A 16,892-nucleotide genomic window follows, 5' to 3' on the forward strand; every position below is an offset into this window, starting at 1 on the left:
TTTGATATCAAGGCGAGTAGATATTGATGTTAGACGGGTCACATTCCCCGATGGTCAGATGGGACTCAAGAAAGCCCCAACGAACCAAAGGAAACTCCCCAATGTCTCAGGACGTCCTCTTCGAACACATCGACTCCACGGCCATCATCACCCTCAACCGACCGGACAAACTCAACGCCTGGACTGAAGCCATGCGCAGCGAACTCATCGACTACCTGGAAGGCCTTAAAGGCAACGACGAAGTCCGCACCGTCATCCTCACCGGCAGCGGCCGCGCATTCTGCGCCGGGCAGGACCTGGCCGAGACCGCGTCCATGAACCCCGATGACCACGAGTCAGCGGAAGCCTGGATCGACGGTTTCGACCGCCTCTACCGCGCCGTCCGTAACCTCGACCAGATCACCATCGCCGCGGTCAACGGCGTCGCCGCCGGCTCCGGTTTCCAGTACTCGCTCCTCGCCGACCTCCGTGTCGGTGATTCCAAAGTCCGGATGGGCCAGCCCGAAGTCCTCTCCGGCATCCCCAGCATCACCGGCATCTGGGCCATGTGGAGCATCCTTGGCAAGTCCAAGACCTCCCAGTTCGTCCTCACCGGCGAACTGGTTGACGCCGCCGAGGCCCAGCGTCTCGGCCTCCTTAACTACTTGGCGGACGACGGCGGCGTGCTGACTTACGCCAAGGACCTCGCCGCCCGCTTGAGCCTCCTTCCCCCGGGTGCCGTTCGCTTGACCAAGAACCGCCTGCGCAGCCTGGAAGACGACGACCTCACCGACGCGATGGCCGAAGCCAAGCGCGTCCACCGCGAGGCCTACGGCACCGGCGAACCGCAGCGCGAGATGGCCCGTTTCCTCGCCGGTCGCCGCTGAACGGACGGGATCACACCATGAAAACTGCAACCCAAGACCGCTACACCGAACTGCGGAACAGCCACCGCTGGGAGGTTCCGGAGCTCTACAACATGGCCGTCGACGTCGCCGACCGGCACCCAAGGGACAAGCGGGCACTCATCCTGGAGTCCGCCGTCGAAGGTCAACGCGAGGTGAGCTGGGGCGAAATTCAGGACCGATCCCGCCAGATCGCGGCCACCCTGCAAAAGGCCGGCATCAAGAAGGGCGACCGCGTCGCCGTCCTCCTGCCGCAGCGTTCCGACACCCCGGCTGCCTACCTCGGCGTGCTGCGGACCGGCGCCATCCTGGTCACCATGTCCCTGCTCTGGGCCGCGGAACCCATTCGGTTCCGGCTGGACGACAGCGGCGCATCGGTGATCATCGCCGAGGAGTCGGCGAGGCACCTCTTCGAGGACTACGACGGCACGTTCATCGACATTGACAGCCCGGCCATCCAAGAGGCTGCCCCAGAATTCCAGGATGTCGAGACCAAAGCCGACGACCCCGCCCTCATCTTCTACACCTCGGGCACCACCGGTCGGGCCAAGGGAATCGTTCACGCGCACCGGACATTGCTCGGCCACAACGAGTTCGAGTACTGCCACCAGATCGGCGACGGCGACGTGTTCTACGGCGCGGGGGACTGGGCGTGGTCGCTGGCCAAGCTGATGGGGCCGCTCCGGCTTGGTGCCACGCACCTGGTCTTCCGGCCCAACGGCGGCTTCGACCCGGAGGCCCTGCTGGACAGCATGAGTCGCCACCGCGTCACCAGCGCACTGGTGAACCCGACCTTCCTGCGGAAGATGCGTGAAGACGTGCCCGACGCCGGTACTCGCTTCCCGCTGTCCCTGCGGACGGTTTGTTCGTCCAATGAGCCGCTGACGCCGGACCTGATCACGTGGTTCGAGTCGCAGTATGGGGTGACGTTGCTCGACTACTACGGCTCCACGGAGTCGTACCCGCTCTTGGGCAACTTCCCGGATGTGCCGGTCAAGCCCGGATCCATGGGCCGTCCACTTCCTGGATGGGAAGTCCGGTTGTTGGACGAGAACGAACAGGAAGTGGCCGCGGGCGAGACCGGTGAGGTCTGCCTCCGCGCGCGGTCCAACCCGCAATTTCCCTTGGGATACTGGAACATGCCGGAGGCGTCCGCCGCCGCATTCGGGGGCGGCTGGTACCACACCAAGGACCAGGCCTACGCGGACGATGACGGCTACTTCTGGTTCCTGGGGAGGACCGACGACGTCATCAAAACGTCCGGCTACCGCGTTGGACCCTATGAGCTGGAGGCAGTCATCCGCGAGCTCGATCCCGTGCGGGACGTGTCAGTGACTGGCGTGCCCGACGAGCTCCGCGGCCAGTCCATCAAGGCTTGGATCGAGCTGATGCCCGGTCACGCTGGGGGAGCGGAACTGAGCGAAACCATCGTGGCCCATGTGAAGGAGAACTTCTCCCGCTTCGCGTATCCACGGTTTATTGAATACGTCTCCGCGCTGCCGAAATCGGCCACCGGAAAAGTCCAGCGGGCCCAGCTCCGCGAACTCCCACACGTTGTAGCCTCTCCCCGCCTCGAAGGACAACAATCATGAATACGATGACCGAGAAAGTTGCAGACACTGAGTCTTCCCCCCGGCGCAGCCTGAAGCGCGTCGCCGCGGCGGCCGCCGTCGGAAATTTCGTCGAATGGTTCGACTCCGCGGCTTATGCGGTCATGTCCGTCACCATCGCGAAGCTCTTCTTCCCGGATTACTCCACGACGGCGTCACTTCTGGCCGTGTGGGCGATCTTCGCCGGCGGCTTCATCGCCAGGCCGCTCGGGGCGGCTTTCTTTGGACGCTATGGTGACCGGATTGGCCGCAACAAGATGCTGGGCCTGTGCGTGCTGATCATGAGCGCGGCAACGTTCTGCATCGGTATCCTGCCGACGTTCGCGGTGATCGGCATTTGGGCCCCGATTCTTTTGTTCGTATTCCGCGCCGTTCAGGGCTTCACAACCGGCGGCGAATACACGGGATCGTCGGCGTTTATTGTCGAATACGCCCCGGAAGGCAAGCGTGCAACCTACGCAAGCATCATTCCGGCCACTGTTGGCCTGGCCTCGGTTGCCGGTGCGCTGCTGGGTGCGGCGATCACCGCGACACTGAGCACTGAAGACCTCCAGGCTTGGGGTTGGCGGATTCCGTTCCTGCTGGCTGCGCCGCTGGGCCTGATCGGACTGTATATACGGTCAAAGGTGGACGACACCCCGGTGTTCCGTGGTCTTGAGAAAACGGGCGAAGTGGCAAAGCGGCCTTTGGGCGATGCCATCCGGATGTGTTCGCGCCAGATCTTCACTCTCTTCGGTTACAGCATCACCAACGCCATCGCTTACTACCTCATGAGCAGCTACATGATTGCGTACATGACCTCGAGCCTTGGCTACTCCTCGGCCGAATCCATGATCACCAGCGTGATCACGATGCTGGTGTACACAGCGGTTTGTCCTCTGGCTGCACGTGGAAGTGACCGGTTTGGTCGCAAGAAGATGTTGCTGGTCGCCTGTGTGGGCTTCGTGGTGATGACCATTCCGGCGTTCTCCATCATGCCGCTGGGTCTCGGTTTCGCGATCCTGGGAACGAGTGTCCTGGGTGCACTGGTGGCCGTGATTGGAACGTCCAACGTGCCTGCCCTGGTGGAGATGTTCCCTTCCTCGGTGCGGGCCTCCGGCTCGGCGATTGGGTACACCCTGGCCTACGTGCTGTTCGGTGGAACTGCGCCGTTCGTGGCCACCGGTTTGGTAGCTGGCTTTGGTTCACCGCTGGCTCCGGCCTTCTACCTCATGGGAATGGCACTGGTGTCCGCCGTGGTGGTGATCCTGTTCTTCCGTGAGACGAAGGACCTGTCGCTGACGCGGACCACGGTTCTGTAAGTTCGTTTGGCTTGATGCTCTGGCGACCAAACTCAAAGATTTTGGTCGCCAGGGCATCAATCGCTATGACGGAACTTTGCTGGCAGCAGGAGACTTTGGTGGGCCCGCCTCTCCCAAGATCAGGTACCACTTCGCCTGAAGCCAAGAGAGCCTGAAGGAGATCGTGTCACCGTCATCGTCGGTAACTGCAGCTTCCTGATGATCGGGCGACTGCCTTACCGACCATGTTACGGTGACGTCCCCTTTGAGCGATTCTGCCTGGGAAGCCAATATCTCCGCAGCATCCTCTCTGGCCTCCATGTCATTCGCTGAGAGGCCAATAAGCTCTTGGACGTCGCCTTCCCTGGCTGCGTCAACCACGGCATGTGCCAGGGAGTCTCGCTGCGCCATGTCAGGGTCGGCGATGTTGTCACAACTGGCGACAGCCAGACAAAGCATGCCAGCAATGGTTATCCGTGAAACAGCGCTATATAGGCGCTTCATGAGCCTTTCTCCCCTTTTCGCTTATGTTCGAAGTGCATACCAAGTTGCATAGGGAAACGATGAGTACAAGTTCCAAACACTTCTATTAAGAGTATCGTTCGTGTGGTAGCTAACGCGGATATCTCTTGCCCCAGCGGACCAAGGGGAATATGTAACAATCATTGAATGATCGACGTCAGGTGTGCCCTCCCAATGGACCTGCAACACATCCGCTGGCCCCAAGTCGTTCAGGTAGTTTAAGTAACTCACCCTGCCGTTGCGAACTGCGAAGTTGTGAAAGCTTTGGGCGTTGACCCACGGGCGGCTTTGATTCGGTCCGATGTACCACCATCCGGCATCCGACAAATACCAGCCAGGTTGCTCGACCCATCCACCCGCATGAAGGCTTTGGGAAACAAAATTTTGGCAGTCATTGCCAAACTGTCGAAAAACCGGATTGCGCCCGTAGGCCCAGGATCTTGCGTAGGACGTCATGGCGCCGTAGTTGTAGCCTGCTGCGAACGTGTTGACCTGCCCCGGTTCGCTCGGGACCTCTGATTTCGCATCGCTGGTTTTACCATCCTTCGGAGTTGGGCTGGCCGGGATAGCTTTCAAACCGGGCCCCATCCTCAGGGGTGCTTTCGTAGCATGCGCGATTTGCTCGTCACTCACAACCGTTGAGGGTGGGATACCGTCATCCTCTTTGGCTTCAATCAAATCTATGGTCCATTGTGAACCTGTCTTGGACAAGTGAACGATTTGTTCATAGCGATAGGACTCGGGAGGGCCCGACGCATACGCAAGCTCGGTGAACTCGATGATTTCACTCGTAGCAGTATCACCACTTATGTTCATGCTCCTTGTTTCAAAGGTGGATTTTGATGCTGTGTACTGCTCTCCGTATGTATTCAAACGCTCTTTGCGGGCTTTAAGTTCAGCGTATTCTGCATGCACTTTCGACCGCGCCCTGGGGCTAAACAGACGATCAACCTGCACCGAGAAGGTTTCCCGGTTGCTGCCCATCACAACCTGCTGGTTGCGGTCTTGAACAGTACTTTGGGCCATCATCGCTAACTCGTTGCTGGCTCGATCAGGTATTTTGACCGGATCATTAGAGGCTTGTGCAGCTTCAGCCGCGCCTACGATGAGCATCGCGAGGACGACCGTAACGGCTCCGCATTGTCTCGCCTGTATTTTCATTCCATGCCTCCACACATCTTCGGGTTAGTGACGTTCGGAACGTAACCCCGGATTTTGTGACTAGGTGTCGAATCCATGGAAACTAGGTGGTGATTTGCGCCCTCTAGGTGGCGATTATCGGCAAAATGAGTGGTCAGGAGCGCCGCTCTAGGTGTTCAGAGTTGGCCAGACCCGCGGCAAACGCCTCGACCCGTGCGAACACTTCGGCCTGAGCTTGCTGGGAGGCCCGCCAATCATTGGGGATCTGCAAGGAGTGATCCGCCCCCGGCACCTCAAAGAACGTGCCGGCCGTTTCTGACGTACGTCCACCGTCCCAAAGCTTGTCCTGGGAACCACCGATGAGCAGGTCATTCTTCGACGAGGCTCCGATGGTGCTTCTAACCCGCTCGTCTGTGAGTAACGGTGTCAACCAGATCCCTGGGATGCGAGCTTCCTCGGCCCAAGGAATGGACAAAGTGCTGAATGACTTTGCGACAATCAATCGCTGATGGGTGCCGGTAGGGGGATGCTACTTGGCGGCTGTTCGGTCCTCGCGGAGGGGTCCGAAAATTGATAGTTACGTGTCAATAACTGTGGGGCTCATCTTTTACACTGAGGAGAAATGCTCAGAGAAACCACCTGAGGCTCGTGCAGTGGGGGAGAACAAATGACAGAACCAGTGACGTGGAAAGCCATGTCCCCAGCCGAGGTCTGTGACGTTATGGACTTCTGGGCTGCCGCTGACTGGCCGCTGTCGGAAGACGAAGTGCAGCGCCTCGCCGTCGAGCGTTTCGGCTGGAGCATCGAGGTGGAGGACGGCGTTTCCTACTTGATGAATGATGTTTCAGGGTTCACCATTCCGGACGTTTCGACCATAGGCAGCAAGGGACCTCTCAGCTACATTAGCCTCCGGGCTTCAGACGTGATCCGTCGGATCACGCCCGAATCCACCGATTTCCTTGGCGACAATTTTGTGCTCATGGTGCGTGAAGGCCAGCAGCGTTGGGGAAACCAAACGATGCGGAAGCCTGATGGCGCGGAGTCAGCAAGCTGGAATCTGCACTCGGGTGCCCGCATCACCTTGAACTGCAACCCGAAAAGCCTCAGTGCGATGTTCCAAACTCCCCAGGGCGTCGAGCTCGACCGGAAGCTGGGGTACTGACGTGGCCAGCGCCAAAAGGCGCCAATCCCGCTTCCCCGACCGTCCGGCGTCGAAGTTTCTGGCCGCGGGGACCTATGCCGTGTACGACGGCGTTGAGGTTCGGCTGGATCGAAAAGGCCAGGGATGGCAGTTGCTGACCGATCAAGAAACTGCCGGCTTCACCAGAGATGAGTATGGCCGGTACGTGCGGCGAATTGCCGTGGGTGATCCGTTGGAACTGGAGTGCTTCAGACTCGAATATCACGCCAACTACCGAGGCATAACCCTGGCGGTCCAATCGCCTGAAGGGCCGGTCATGGCCTGGACCAGCGACTCGAGGTCACTGGCTGAGGGGTTTACTCAGGTCGATCGTGGCGAGTACAGGAAAACCATCCCTCTGGACGACCCCGACCTCCACATCACCACCAGTCGAATTCCCCTTCCCGTGCCGTGGGCGCCGAGCCCGAAGCCGAGTGATGACGGGACGCCCAACTGGAACGACTTCCGGGACCGGCTCGTGGACACGTTCCGCAAGACCTCGGAACGGCTCATCCTGATCATCGCCTCAGACATGGACCCAATGAAGTATGTCCAATTCGCGAGGGAAGCCGACCGGCTGGACGCCGAGGCTCCCGCCCCGGATGTCGTCGCCGAGGCGAAGGAGTCGGTACTGACTGAGGCCGGATGGATGAGGCCGGGCATTGCACAGCCGAACTGGACTTCGTCGCTCGCCCTTCCAGCGCTGACCACAGAATACAGAGCGTTCGCGGAACGCTGTGTGGCCGCCCTGCGTGACGCATGCGGTGTGGCAAACCCCGGTGAGCTTCACTACAGGGCATGGCGTGCGGCCGAGGAGATGTCCGAAGGGGAAACGTGGTCCGCGGAGAGGGTGGAGCGAATGGACAGGGGCGCTCCGCTGGTGGAGTTGCCAAGTCTTGGACTCCGACGGCCCGGTCCAAGTCAAAAGTAGAATCCCCGCCTGAGCGGGATAATTCTACATAAATATAAAATCGATGTATGAATTGACTGGTCCGAACCATGGCAGTCCCGTAGGGTCCTTGGATGGGGAAAAAATTGCGCAAAGCGCCGCTGCCCTGTTTGATCATGGCAGCCATCCTGGGGACCACCAGCTGTGCGATTCCGGGCGGGGTGAGCACGGCGACGACCGCTTCTTCGACACCGGGCACACCCACGCAAGTGTGCCGTTTTGTGGAGGGGGTCCCAGCAGTGACGGAGGACTGCGTGGTGGTGGATCCTGACGCGGCCATGGCGGCCAATGAGCTGTATCGCCAGCGAAGAGCCCTAACACCGGAGATGCGGGCACACCTCAACTCCCATCTTGAACCTGCTCGTGAGGCACTTGAAACGCTCAGCGAGCCGACCACCGCAACTGCCGTAGTGGAAGCGTTCGGCTCAGTTGGGCTTACGGACGCGGTGCAGACGGATGACAACGGAAATGGTGTGCGGTTCGGGGCAGCGTCGCCGCAGGGCGGATGCCTCTTCGGATACGTGGCGCCCGACGGCAAGGTCGACATTTCTACTGGCGGCAGCATTATGGACGGCGGCTGCCTGGAGATGCCCGGGCACTGAGCCCCATCTATTGGGATGCAACCCTATTTCCCCCACCACCTAGGCCACCCCCAACCACCACCTAGATGGCCCCAAAACACCCCTAATTTTGGCCGATTCACCACCTAGTTTCCGCTTTCCGCCCTGTGGCCCTCGTACCCGCCCATAGTGTCCTTCTCAGAACGAGCACCCGGAATTATGCCGGGGCTGCTCCGAAGAAGAGCGCACAACTATTGGGGGTTGGGTCATTGAAGCTGAGTCAGCAACAGAGCATTGCCGCCGCTGTGGATCAGTGGATCACCGGTATTCCGGGGCGTATCCCGGGCCACGTCATTTTTGTCGAGAATCCTGACCACACCGGCTACGCGAAGACGCTGGCCGGCGAGGACTCCACCATCCTGGTCCTCAACGGCGACACGGCGGACACGGACATCGTGGCGGTCACGGGATCGTTCGACGTCGCCGGGGAAGAGCTCCTGGTGGACGGCACCCTCAGCCTGGAGATACAGGACTATGTGGCCATCCCATTCGTGAACCTGGTGGGTGTGACGGTAGTCAGGATCACCACCAAAGAAGACTGGCAGGCCTTCTTCGACGACGCCGACGAAGCCTGCCGTACGGGGCATTTCGTGCAGCAGCTCACCGAGGTCAATGCTGTGCTGGCTGAGCGGGGACTGCTGAACGGGCAGCCGAAGGACAACCTCATGTTGGCCCGGGTCCACATCACCTGGGACGGGTCCATTCTCAGCGGACCGTACGGAACCAAGATCGGCGCAGTGGGTGACCTGCTGCCTGACCTGCGGATCAGGTCCATTGCCCTGCGGCCGGAGTCAGCCGTTGCAGCGGCCTACTACCCCTGGGACATCTACGAGTCACTGGCCGCCAAACCGTGGATTGCCAGATACCTGGCCGCGTTGGACGCCTGGAAGTTCGTAGCCCGTGAGGACCGTGCCGCCACCAGGCTGGTGGGATTCGGTGCCAGCCTCTACGGCGCAGCGCTGCGGGATGGCCTGCCGTCGGCGCACGCTCCCTTCATCCTGAAGCAGGGGAGTGACCATACCCTTCTGGACGCCAAGACCGGGCGTCTCTTCAAGATCGGTCCGGACGCAGCAGCCATTATCGAAGCCGTTTCCAACCTTCGCGACGTCAGGGTAGCTGCCATAGCAGCGGCGCCTGCCCTCAAAGTTTCAGCTGCGCTCGCCGAGGAAGCCGCCCATGCTGTCCTGGACCGGTTTGGGCAACTCGGTATCGACATTGTTGGTGCACGCTGATGACCGTCGTGCCGATCCTTCCCACCCCCAGGACCCAACTTCCACTCTGGGTACCCCTCATCACCCAGCATGATTTCGCAGGGAAAAGCCATACAGCAGTCAGTGCCAACGGAGTCCACGTCACCTTCGACGACGGACGGCAACGCCTCTGCGCCAAGAGCGGCCTCTGGAACACCAACCTCGGCTACGGAAACGAGAACATCGCTGAGGCCATCGCCAAGGAACTCCGTGCTGCCTCCTACCTTCCGCTCTTCCGCATGGCTCACCTCGCGGCAATTGAAGCCTCCGAGGCCCTGTTGAACCTGCCGGCCCACAGCTTCCAACGAGTCCTCTTCTCTACCTCCGGAGGCGCTGCCAACGATGCTGTGATGAAGCTGGCACGCCAGTACTTCGTCCTGGACGGGCAACCCGAACGGAAACTCGTCGTCGGGCTGAAGGGCAGCTATCACGGGCTGACGTATGGAAGCCAGGCATTGAGCGGCGACGAACTGGGACAAGCCGTGTACGGAGTGGACCGGCGGAACATACGGCACATCAGTTGTGACGACGACGGTGTGGAACTGGCCCAGCTCATGCACAGGGAAGGCCACAGGATTGCGGCAGTCATCATGGAGCCCGTCCTCGGTTCAGGCGCGGAATCGGTCCCGGACGCTTTCATCGAGGCGGTCATCAAGCATCGAGACCAGCACGGCTTCCTCCTTGTAGCCGACGAGGTAGCCACCGGCTTCGGCAGGGTGAATGGCTGGTTCGCCTCAGACGAATGGCCCCAACAACCGGACATCATCGTCACTTCCAAAGGCCTGACCAACGGCACCAGCGCCTGCGCCGCCCTGCTGATCGCCCAGCGCGTCACGGGGACCTTCGATAAGAATGAGTCCGTCTTCGTTCACGGGGAAACACAGGCGGGCACACCGGCAACGTGTGCGGCGATCCTCAGCACCATCGCCGAGATGAAAAGACTGGACCACAACACCCTGAACAAACAGGTGGCCTCTGGCCTCAGCAACCTCATTGAGGACCTACAAACCAAGCGAGGCATAGGCAATTCCACGGGCCGCGGCTGCATGAGGGCTATCAAACTACGGTCACACAACGGAACGCCCCTCTCCTCAAACGGTGTTCTTGCCGTGGTCCGGCGCATCCACGATGCCGGTGCAATCGTGCAGCCGGGACCAGGACGAATCCAACTCCTGCCCGCGCTCATCTATACGGAGGAGAACTTCGAGGAACTCCGCACGGCCATTCGAGCCGGCCTGACAGCCGCCGAAAAGGATGGGGTCTTCGCATGATTGCCGACCACATCTGGAGGACCCGCTGTGTCATCCTCGACGACGGCACGGCAGCCAAGTACATCGGCGGCCTGACCCGCGGACGGACGGGCTTGGTGGTGGACAGCCACTTGGGTGGACACCGGGACAAGCTGTTGGCCGGCAACCTCAACGGTGCACCGGTCCTGGAGCTGCACGCGAAGCCGGTGACCGTGGAAACCGTCCGGACGGTGGGTAGCTTCATCCGCGAAAACGGACTTCAGACCGTTGCCGGGCTCGGCGGAGGATCAGTCCTGGACGCGGTCAAGCTCGCCGCGCTGTTCACCGCGGATCCGAGCCTGGCCATCTTCGCCGAACGCCATGCCAAGCGCTCAGGACTCCTGGTCCTCCCGCCGGTGACCAACCCCAAGGAGCGTCCCAAGACCATTCTGATGCCGTCCACCGTGGGGACCGGCGCGGAAGTCAGCGCAGTAGCGTGCCTGGACACCGCCGTCGGACGCCGTTTGATTGTCTCGCGGCACCTGACAGGTGACGCTGCGATGCTCGACGCCGGACACCTCGCCACCCTGCCCAAACAGCTGGTTTACGAGGGGCTGCTTGAAGCATTCCTGCGGGTGGCCGGGACCATGATTGGCAGCCATCACAGCATCTTCGACGACGACGGTCATGCGCTCCTCCAGCGGATAGTGCAGTTGGGCCAGCAGTTGTCCCGCAAGGATGCTCCGCAGCTGAGGCTGGCCGCGGCCCGGCTCAGCATGGAAACGCACACCGGCTGGGCACTGATGGGCCGCAACCCTTACGGCGCCAAACACTGGTACGTCGCGAACGAGCTCGCCTATGTCACGGGCGCGCGGAAGATGACTGCGACGGCGTCGGTCATTGGCCCCATCTGGAAGGAAATCGGCGAGGGTGCCGCAGGATGGGGCGATTCCACTCGGCTCAACCACCTCTGGAACATGGTGACGGCAACGGAACCTTCACTGGATCCCGATCCTGGGCGGGGCATTGACGAGTTGATGTGGCAGTGGGGCATCACGGGGCTCCCATCCATCACCGAGGAAATCCTGGTGCGCACCACAGACGCCTCCATCCGCAACTGGGGTGGCGGGCTTCCGATGCTTCGAGGCATCGACGCCGCACAGATCCACCACGTCCTCAACGCTGCTGCGGGAGGACCCCACATCTTGCCAGGCCCTACGGGCAATCTACGAGCGGCAGGGGAGAGGGGGTGAACACATGAACAGCACTAACGCACTCAAGAGCCTGGACCTCCACATCCAGGAGCTGGAGCCCATGGACGTTCCGGATGACTGGGACGAACGAATCAAAGGCATTTCAGCGGGACTGGCACTGGTAGGAATCGCCGTCGCCATCACCTGATCTCCGGTCTGGCCGCCACCACAGCAGCAGCATCGAAAGGAGGTGAACGCGCATGCAAAAACAGCTCAACATCTCCATCCAGGAGATCGAATCGCTGGACACCCCTGACTTCCAGAACTGGTTCATCGGGGTCTCCCAGGGAGTCGCAATCGGCATCATCGCCGTCAGCATCACGTAGTTCCCGTCAACAGCATTCACACAACAACAAGGAAGGAGGAACCAATGATCGCAAACTCGACGCTCCAGCTGTCCATCGAAGAGCTGGAGAACCTCGACACCCCGGACGATACACCGTGGTACATCCGGGTTGGTGACGTCATCATCATCGCCGGCATCGTCGTCGGAATCGCCGCCACATAGCCGGTGCACGCGGGTGGTGCCACGTTCCGTCCCACCCGCGTGCATCCCCGGACCACTCTCAACCTCCCGGAGAACACGAGCTGATGAACACCGCAAAAGATAAGACCGCCGACGCCGTTCTGCGGATCCTGGGCCACGTGGATCCTCCAGAGGATCTTTACAGCGTTTCAGGTTCCCGCCTCTATGACCTTGTCACCGCCAACGACCTGACGGAACTGCCCGAGATCCTCACCGCAGCGCGCAAAACCGCGGGGCCCATCCTTGAGTTGGCTGCCGGATCCGGGCGGATTACCCGTCCCCTCCTGACCCTGGGACGCCCGCTGACCGCCGTCGACTCTTCCCGGGAGATGCTGGCCCTGCTCAAGACCAAGGTGGAAACGCAGGCCTTCAACCCGCGCGGTGTCGCGGTGGACATGGTGGAGGCTGACATGTCTAGCTTTGACCTCGACGGCGGATACGGTTGCGTGGTTCTCGGCGCCAGTTCCATCACCCTCCTTGACCCGGCCGGCAGGCGTGCGCTGTTCCGCAGGGTCCGCGGCTGCCTGGCCCCGGAGGGTCGGTTCCTTCTCACGGTCCTGAACGCGGACAGCCACCACGCGTCAGAAGATAACGACGGCGGCACAACAGTTTCGCCGTTGGGCAAGGACTCGTTCCTGATCACCACCGAAAGCCGCGATCCCGCCAACGGTGCCCGCCACGTCACCATGATCCACGTCAATTTCGGTGAAGGCGGCACGTATCGATCCTCGGCGTACGCCAGCGACATCGCGTTCGTCAGCAACAGCCTCATCGAGGAAGAAATCACCGCTGAGGGCCTGACCATCCTGGAACGCAGGCCGGTTCGCATCGCCACACAGACCCCCGGCTTGGACGACATTGAGCTGTGGGTGTGCGGCGTATGAGCATCGATCCTCTGCGGACTCTCGATCCTTCCCTGGGCGTGGTGTCCGAATCGGGGGTGTACATTCCCAACGAAGTGGGGCTGTGGCGGACCGCCGGCGTGCTGGCACATGGGCGGGCATCGCAAGCAGGGTTCGCCTCCGCCGTCGGGGCCTTTGACGTCAGGAAACGCGACTCCATCACCCGGGGTGCGGGAGAAGCTGTGGAACGGTTTGCGCTGGCTCCGGCGCCGGCGGATTCCGAGCACCTGGTTGCTGAGGCAGGGAGTGTGGACCTGCGGATCGACTTCATCACGGCAGGGCTTGGGCGACCATCAGCGCTCGCCTACGAATTTCCCTGGTACCGGGCCACGAATCTGCTGACCGGAAAGGCCTCGCATGTTCCCGCGCCGGTGGTGGACTACTGCCCGGGCCACACGGAGGCGAATCCGTGGGACGGCTTCTTCGATCCGTCTCCCAACGGTGCAGCGTCAGGTCCCTCGGAGGACTTTGCACAGGTTGCGGGCATCGGGGAAGTGCTGGAACGTGATGCGTTCCTGGCGGCTTGGCATCAGCGAAGCCCTCTTCTGAGCTTCGATGTGGCGTCCCTGCCCGAAGCTGTGCGGTCCACCCCGGAGGCCCGGAATCTCATCCTGCTCCTCGACGCAGCGAGGTCTGCCGGCGTCGAACCGTTGTTGGCTTTCATCCCGCAGCATGGCAGCCCGCTGATAACGGCGGTGTGCGTGATTGCCGACGAGGCCCACTTTGGTGCGGTAGGGCTCAAAGCGGCCGCCCACCCTCTGTCCGCGGTGCGCGGAGCACTTCAGGAAGGACTCCAAATCCGGGAGTTGTTCCAAACCCGTTCCCGTCCGCAGTCTTCCGCGGCAGTGACGGATGACGATTCCCGTGCCGACTTCTGGACTACGCCGGCAGCAATCGATGGCTTGCTCAGGTGGGTCCAGTCCTTCCATCCGGCGAGTCTCCCCGACATCCACCCCTCGCCGGACGTTGAAACTCTGGTGCGCTACCTCGCGGGGAGGGACATCCTGACGCACTGGGTGAGCCTCACCCACAGGCTTCCTTCGGCAATCCAGGACATGGGCTGGGTGGCCGGAAAAGCGATCTGTCCCGGCACTGTTCCCCTCACCATGGACGAAACCAAAGGACTGTTCCTGCCCGGCCATTTCTCCACCCCGCACCCGCTGATATGAGCAGGCTCAAAGTGCCCTCTGACCGGGCGGTCGCGTGGCCCGTGCAGCTTTCGCCATCGGGGTCCATTGATGCGCCGCTCGCGGCTGCCGGCCCCTGGATCGTGGCCATCAACGGCGTGCCGAAAGCGCGGGTCTCGGCCGACGTCGCAAAGGTCCTCAAAGCAGTGGACGGCAAGAAGGATCCGTTCCAGGTGGCACTCTTTCTCGGATCTCCGTGGACAGCCCAGGATGTCATGGGGATCGTCGGCCAGTTGGCGCACACAGGAATATTCGACGGCGGTGCGGCGCCCCTTGCGATGCGACGGGTCCAGTTCAGGCCGCCACTGACAGTGCAGTTCACCCTGTTCAATCCCGCGCCCTTGCTGGAGTTCTTCCGGCCAATGGTGGCGGCCATGGCACGGCCCGGAATGGCCGCGGTGGCCCTGCTTCTTCTTCTCGGCGGACTGGTGGGCGCATTCATTGCGGGTCCCAGCATGTGGCGGGTTCTGGCGGCGCCGCTTCCGGTGGAGGCCTACCTCTACGTAGTGGCGGCAATGTTCGTTTCCACGCTCCTGCACGAACTGGGCCACGGCATGGCACTCACCTACTTTGGCGGGACACCGCGCCGCATTGGGATCATGCTGTTCTACCTCTCACCTGCGTTCTTCTGCGATGTGACGGACGGGTGGCGGCTGAGCAGCAAGCAACGTGTGCTGGTTGCCCTGGCAGGGCCCTTGGTCCACGTGGCTCTGGGCAGCATGGTTCTGGCTGGCCAAGCCTTGTTTCCTGAGTCATCGGTTAAGGATGCCGCGGTCCTCTATGGCGTCATTTGCTACGCAGTGGCCGTGCTCAACCTTTTCCCTTTCATCAAGCTGGATGGCTATGTGGCCCTCATGTCTGCCGTGGACATCCCACACCTCCGGAAGAAGTCCTTGGATGCCTTGGCCGATGTGGTCAGCTTCCGGGTCCTCGGATCCCGACGCACGCTGGGCCGCGGAGGCTTGCTTCGATGGTTTGGGCTCGCCAGTTTTGTTGCCGGAACAGCCTTCATGGTGATCGGTTACCAACGCCTGGTGCCGATTTTCCTTCAGTTGGGCTTTGTGGGACATCTTGTTGTCCTTGCGGTCCTGTGCCTGCTCCTAGTGATGGCACTCAAGGGAGTGATCCGATGCTTTCGGGCAGCAGCAGCCAACGGGAGTCCGCGGTGGCGGCGGATCCTGGTGGTGCTGCTGGGTCTGGTTGCCATTGGGGTGCTGCTGGCGACCATTCCTGTCAGGGCGGTGACCGTTGCTGGGTACACCTACCAGGGTGGTCAGCTGAAGATCGTGATGCCGGCCCAAGGTCCGTCCCGGGCGCTATCCCCCGGAGACACAGTCACGCTGCAATCGCAGGGAATGATCCTTCACGAAAACCTGGGCCGGGCAACTATCGGCGACCAACCGCCGTCGAACTCCATGGCACCGCTGGACACCTTGGTCCCTGTAGCAATCGCGGGCGACACCCTGCCGGTGATGGCGTTCTCCGGCCACCTGGAATCAGGAACGAACCTTTCATCCTCGGGGCGGGCCGAAGTAACCAGCCAACGCCAGTCGAGCCTGGGGGAGTGGTTCTGGGCTTCCATCACCACTTCGCCCCTGTGGCCAGGGCAAGCCGCACCAACTGGAGACTCCACGAAAGGGGAGCAGTGACCATTCACGCCAGCTTTGAGCAGTTCAGCAAGAAAAGGGGAACGCGCTTCGCCGTCGAAGGGCTGACGTTCGATGTGCCCGCAGGACAGGTGGTGGGACTGATAGGCCCCAACGGCGCTGGGAAAAGTACCGCGCTCGCCGGCCTCACACGGCTGGTGGAGGCGACGTCCGGTCGCGCAACCGTGTTCGGCGTTGACTACCGATCCCTTCGGAGGCCCGCCAGCAGGGTGGGCGTGAACTTGGACGGGATGGACGTGGAGCCCGGGCTGACGGGGCGCCGGCACCTGCAGATCTGCCAGCTCGCCGCCGGAGTGGACAGGGAAAACGTGGAGCGGGTTCTGGAACAGGTGGATCTGGCGGGGGAAGCCAACAAAAAGGTCCGGGATTACTCGCTGGGCATGAAGCAACGCCTGGGGATTGCCTCCGCGCTGGTTGGAAATCCCCAGTTGCTTGTCCTCGACGAGCCCGCCAACGGACTGGACCCTGAAGGCATTCAATGGCTGCGACGATTCTTGCGCGAATTCGCCGCCGCTGGTGGCAGTGCGCTGGTTTCGAGCCACCAGCTGATGGAACTGGAGCAAGTGGCGGACCAGGTTGTCATCCTCAAACAGAAGGTCCTTTTCCAAGGAACCCTGCAAGAGGCCAAGGCACTTGGCGGCGGCAGCCTTGAAGCTGCCTACTTCAAGATCCTGGCGGGTGCACAGTGAACGG

18 protein-coding genes are annotated in these 16,892 nt (G+C 61.5%); 16 read left to right on the plus strand and 2 right to left on the minus strand.

The features are described 5' to 3' along the window. Positions 1-101: 101 nt before the first annotated feature. The 3 genes from AB4Y77_RS09140 to AB4Y77_RS09150 are packed head-to-tail and all read left to right on the plus strand — an operon-like array spanning position 102 to position 3,795. Positions 102-866 carry an enoyl-CoA hydratase/isomerase family protein gene (locus AB4Y77_RS09140; RefSeq protein WP_442013679.1) on the plus strand — a complete coding sequence of 255 codons (765 nt, stop codon included), beginning with the start codon at positions 102-104 and terminating at the stop codon, positions 864-866. Positions 867-883: 17 nt separating this feature from the next. Then, positions 884-2,476, plus strand: coding sequence for an acyl-CoA synthetase (locus AB4Y77_RS09145; RefSeq protein WP_442013680.1), 1,593 nt, complete (start codon positions 884-886; stop codon positions 2,474-2,476). Further along, positions 2,473-3,795: an MFS transporter gene (locus AB4Y77_RS09150; protein ID WP_442013681.1), complete on the plus strand. Its 1,323-nt coding sequence runs from the start codon at positions 2,473-2,475 to the stop codon at positions 3,793-3,795. The genes AB4Y77_RS09145 and AB4Y77_RS09150 overlap by 4 nt, the downstream gene beginning before the upstream one ends. A 63-nt stretch (positions 3,796-3,858) precedes the next feature. On the opposite strand, the gene AB4Y77_RS09155 is transcribed toward AB4Y77_RS09150, so the two are convergent. Together AB4Y77_RS09155 and AB4Y77_RS09160 are read right to left on the minus strand one after the other, a co-directional pair. Further along, positions 3,859-4,155 (minus strand): hypothetical protein, encoded by a 297-nt coding sequence (locus tag AB4Y77_RS09155; protein ID WP_442013682.1) that lies wholly within the window; start codon positions 4,153-4,155, stop codon positions 3,859-3,861. 144 nt (positions 4,156-4,299) lie between these two features. Continuing rightward, positions 4,300-5,457, minus strand: a complete 1,158-nt coding sequence (locus AB4Y77_RS09160) for an amidase domain-containing protein (protein WP_442013683.1) — start codon at positions 5,455-5,457, stop codon at positions 4,300-4,302. Positions 5,458-6,103: 646 nt separating this feature from the next. Here AB4Y77_RS09160 and AB4Y77_RS09165 point away from each other — a divergent pair. The 13 genes from AB4Y77_RS09165 (at position 6,104) to AB4Y77_RS09225 (ending at position 16,888) form a co-directional block, all read left to right on the plus strand. Next, positions 6,104-6,598 carry a DUF6301 family protein gene (locus tag AB4Y77_RS09165; RefSeq protein ID WP_442013684.1) on the plus strand — a complete coding sequence of 165 codons (495 nt, stop codon included), beginning with the start codon at positions 6,104-6,106 and terminating at the stop codon, positions 6,596-6,598. Position 6,599: 1 nt separating this feature from the next. Beyond that, positions 6,600-7,547 (plus strand): TY-Chap domain-containing protein, encoded by a 948-nt coding sequence (locus AB4Y77_RS09170; protein ID WP_442013685.1) that lies wholly within the window; start codon positions 6,600-6,602, stop codon positions 7,545-7,547. Between the two features lie 92 nt (positions 7,548-7,639). Continuing rightward, positions 7,640-8,167: a hypothetical protein gene (locus AB4Y77_RS09175; RefSeq protein WP_442013686.1), complete on the plus strand. Its 528-nt coding sequence runs from the start codon at positions 7,640-7,642 to the stop codon at positions 8,165-8,167. Positions 8,168-8,394: 227 nt separating this feature from the next. Continuing rightward, positions 8,395-9,417 (plus strand): daptide biosynthesis RiPP recognition protein, encoded by a 1,023-nt coding sequence (mpaB, locus tag AB4Y77_RS09180; RefSeq protein ID WP_442013687.1) that lies wholly within the window; start codon positions 8,395-8,397, stop codon positions 9,415-9,417. Beyond that, positions 9,417-10,706, plus strand: a complete 1,290-nt coding sequence (gene mpaD / locus AB4Y77_RS09185; RefSeq protein ID WP_442013688.1) for a daptide-type RiPP biosynthesis aminotransferase — start codon at positions 9,417-9,419, stop codon at positions 10,704-10,706. The genes mpaB and mpaD overlap by 1 nt, the downstream gene beginning before the upstream one ends. Continuing rightward, positions 10,703-11,917 (plus strand): daptide-type RiPP biosynthesis dehydogenase, encoded by a 1,215-nt coding sequence (mpaC, locus tag AB4Y77_RS09190; RefSeq protein ID WP_442013689.1) that lies wholly within the window; start codon positions 10,703-10,705, stop codon positions 11,915-11,917. Before mpaD ends, mpaC begins: the two co-directional genes overlap by 4 nt. Positions 11,918-11,921: 4 nt before the next feature. After that, on the plus strand, positions 11,922-12,065 hold the full coding sequence (locus AB4Y77_RS09195; RefSeq protein ID WP_157731905.1) for a daptide-type RiPP: 144 nt from the start codon (positions 11,922-11,924) through the stop codon (positions 12,063-12,065). Between the two features lie 52 nt (positions 12,066-12,117). Continuing rightward, complete coding sequence (locus AB4Y77_RS09200) at positions 12,118-12,243, plus strand: daptide-type RiPP (protein ID WP_256378406.1); 126 nt, start codon at positions 12,118-12,120, stop codon at positions 12,241-12,243. 44 nt (positions 12,244-12,287) lie between these two features. Beyond that, positions 12,288-12,425: a daptide-type RiPP gene (locus AB4Y77_RS09205; RefSeq protein ID WP_157731903.1), complete on the plus strand. Its 138-nt coding sequence runs from the start codon at positions 12,288-12,290 to the stop codon at positions 12,423-12,425. Between the two features lie 83 nt (positions 12,426-12,508). Then, positions 12,509-13,327: a daptide-type RiPP biosynthesis methyltransferase gene (gene mpaM, locus AB4Y77_RS09210; RefSeq protein ID WP_442013690.1), complete on the plus strand. Its 819-nt coding sequence runs from the start codon at positions 12,509-12,511 to the stop codon at positions 13,325-13,327. Next, entirely contained in the window at positions 13,324-14,514 is a 1,191-nt protein-coding gene (locus AB4Y77_RS09215; RefSeq protein WP_442013691.1) for a YcaO-like family protein, read from the plus strand. The genes mpaM and AB4Y77_RS09215 overlap by 4 nt, the downstream gene beginning before the upstream one ends. A 41-nt stretch (positions 14,515-14,555) precedes the next feature. Then, positions 14,556-16,181, plus strand: a complete 1,626-nt coding sequence (gene mpaP, locus AB4Y77_RS09220) for a daptide biosynthesis intramembrane metalloprotease (RefSeq protein ID WP_442013692.1) — start codon at positions 14,556-14,558, stop codon at positions 16,179-16,181. Beyond that, the gene (locus AB4Y77_RS09225) at positions 16,178-16,888 is read left to right on the plus strand and encodes an ABC transporter ATP-binding protein (RefSeq protein ID WP_442013694.1); all 711 of its coding nucleotides are present in this window, start codon (positions 16,178-16,180) and stop codon (positions 16,886-16,888) included. Before mpaP ends, AB4Y77_RS09225 begins: the two co-directional genes overlap by 4 nt. Positions 16,889-16,892: the final 4 nt, after the last annotated feature.

The sequence above is a fragment of the Paenarthrobacter sp. YAF11_1 genome (assembly GCF_052113445.1).
In the GTDB taxonomy this organism is placed as follows: Bacteria; Actinomycetota; Actinomycetes; order Actinomycetales; family Micrococcaceae; genus Arthrobacter.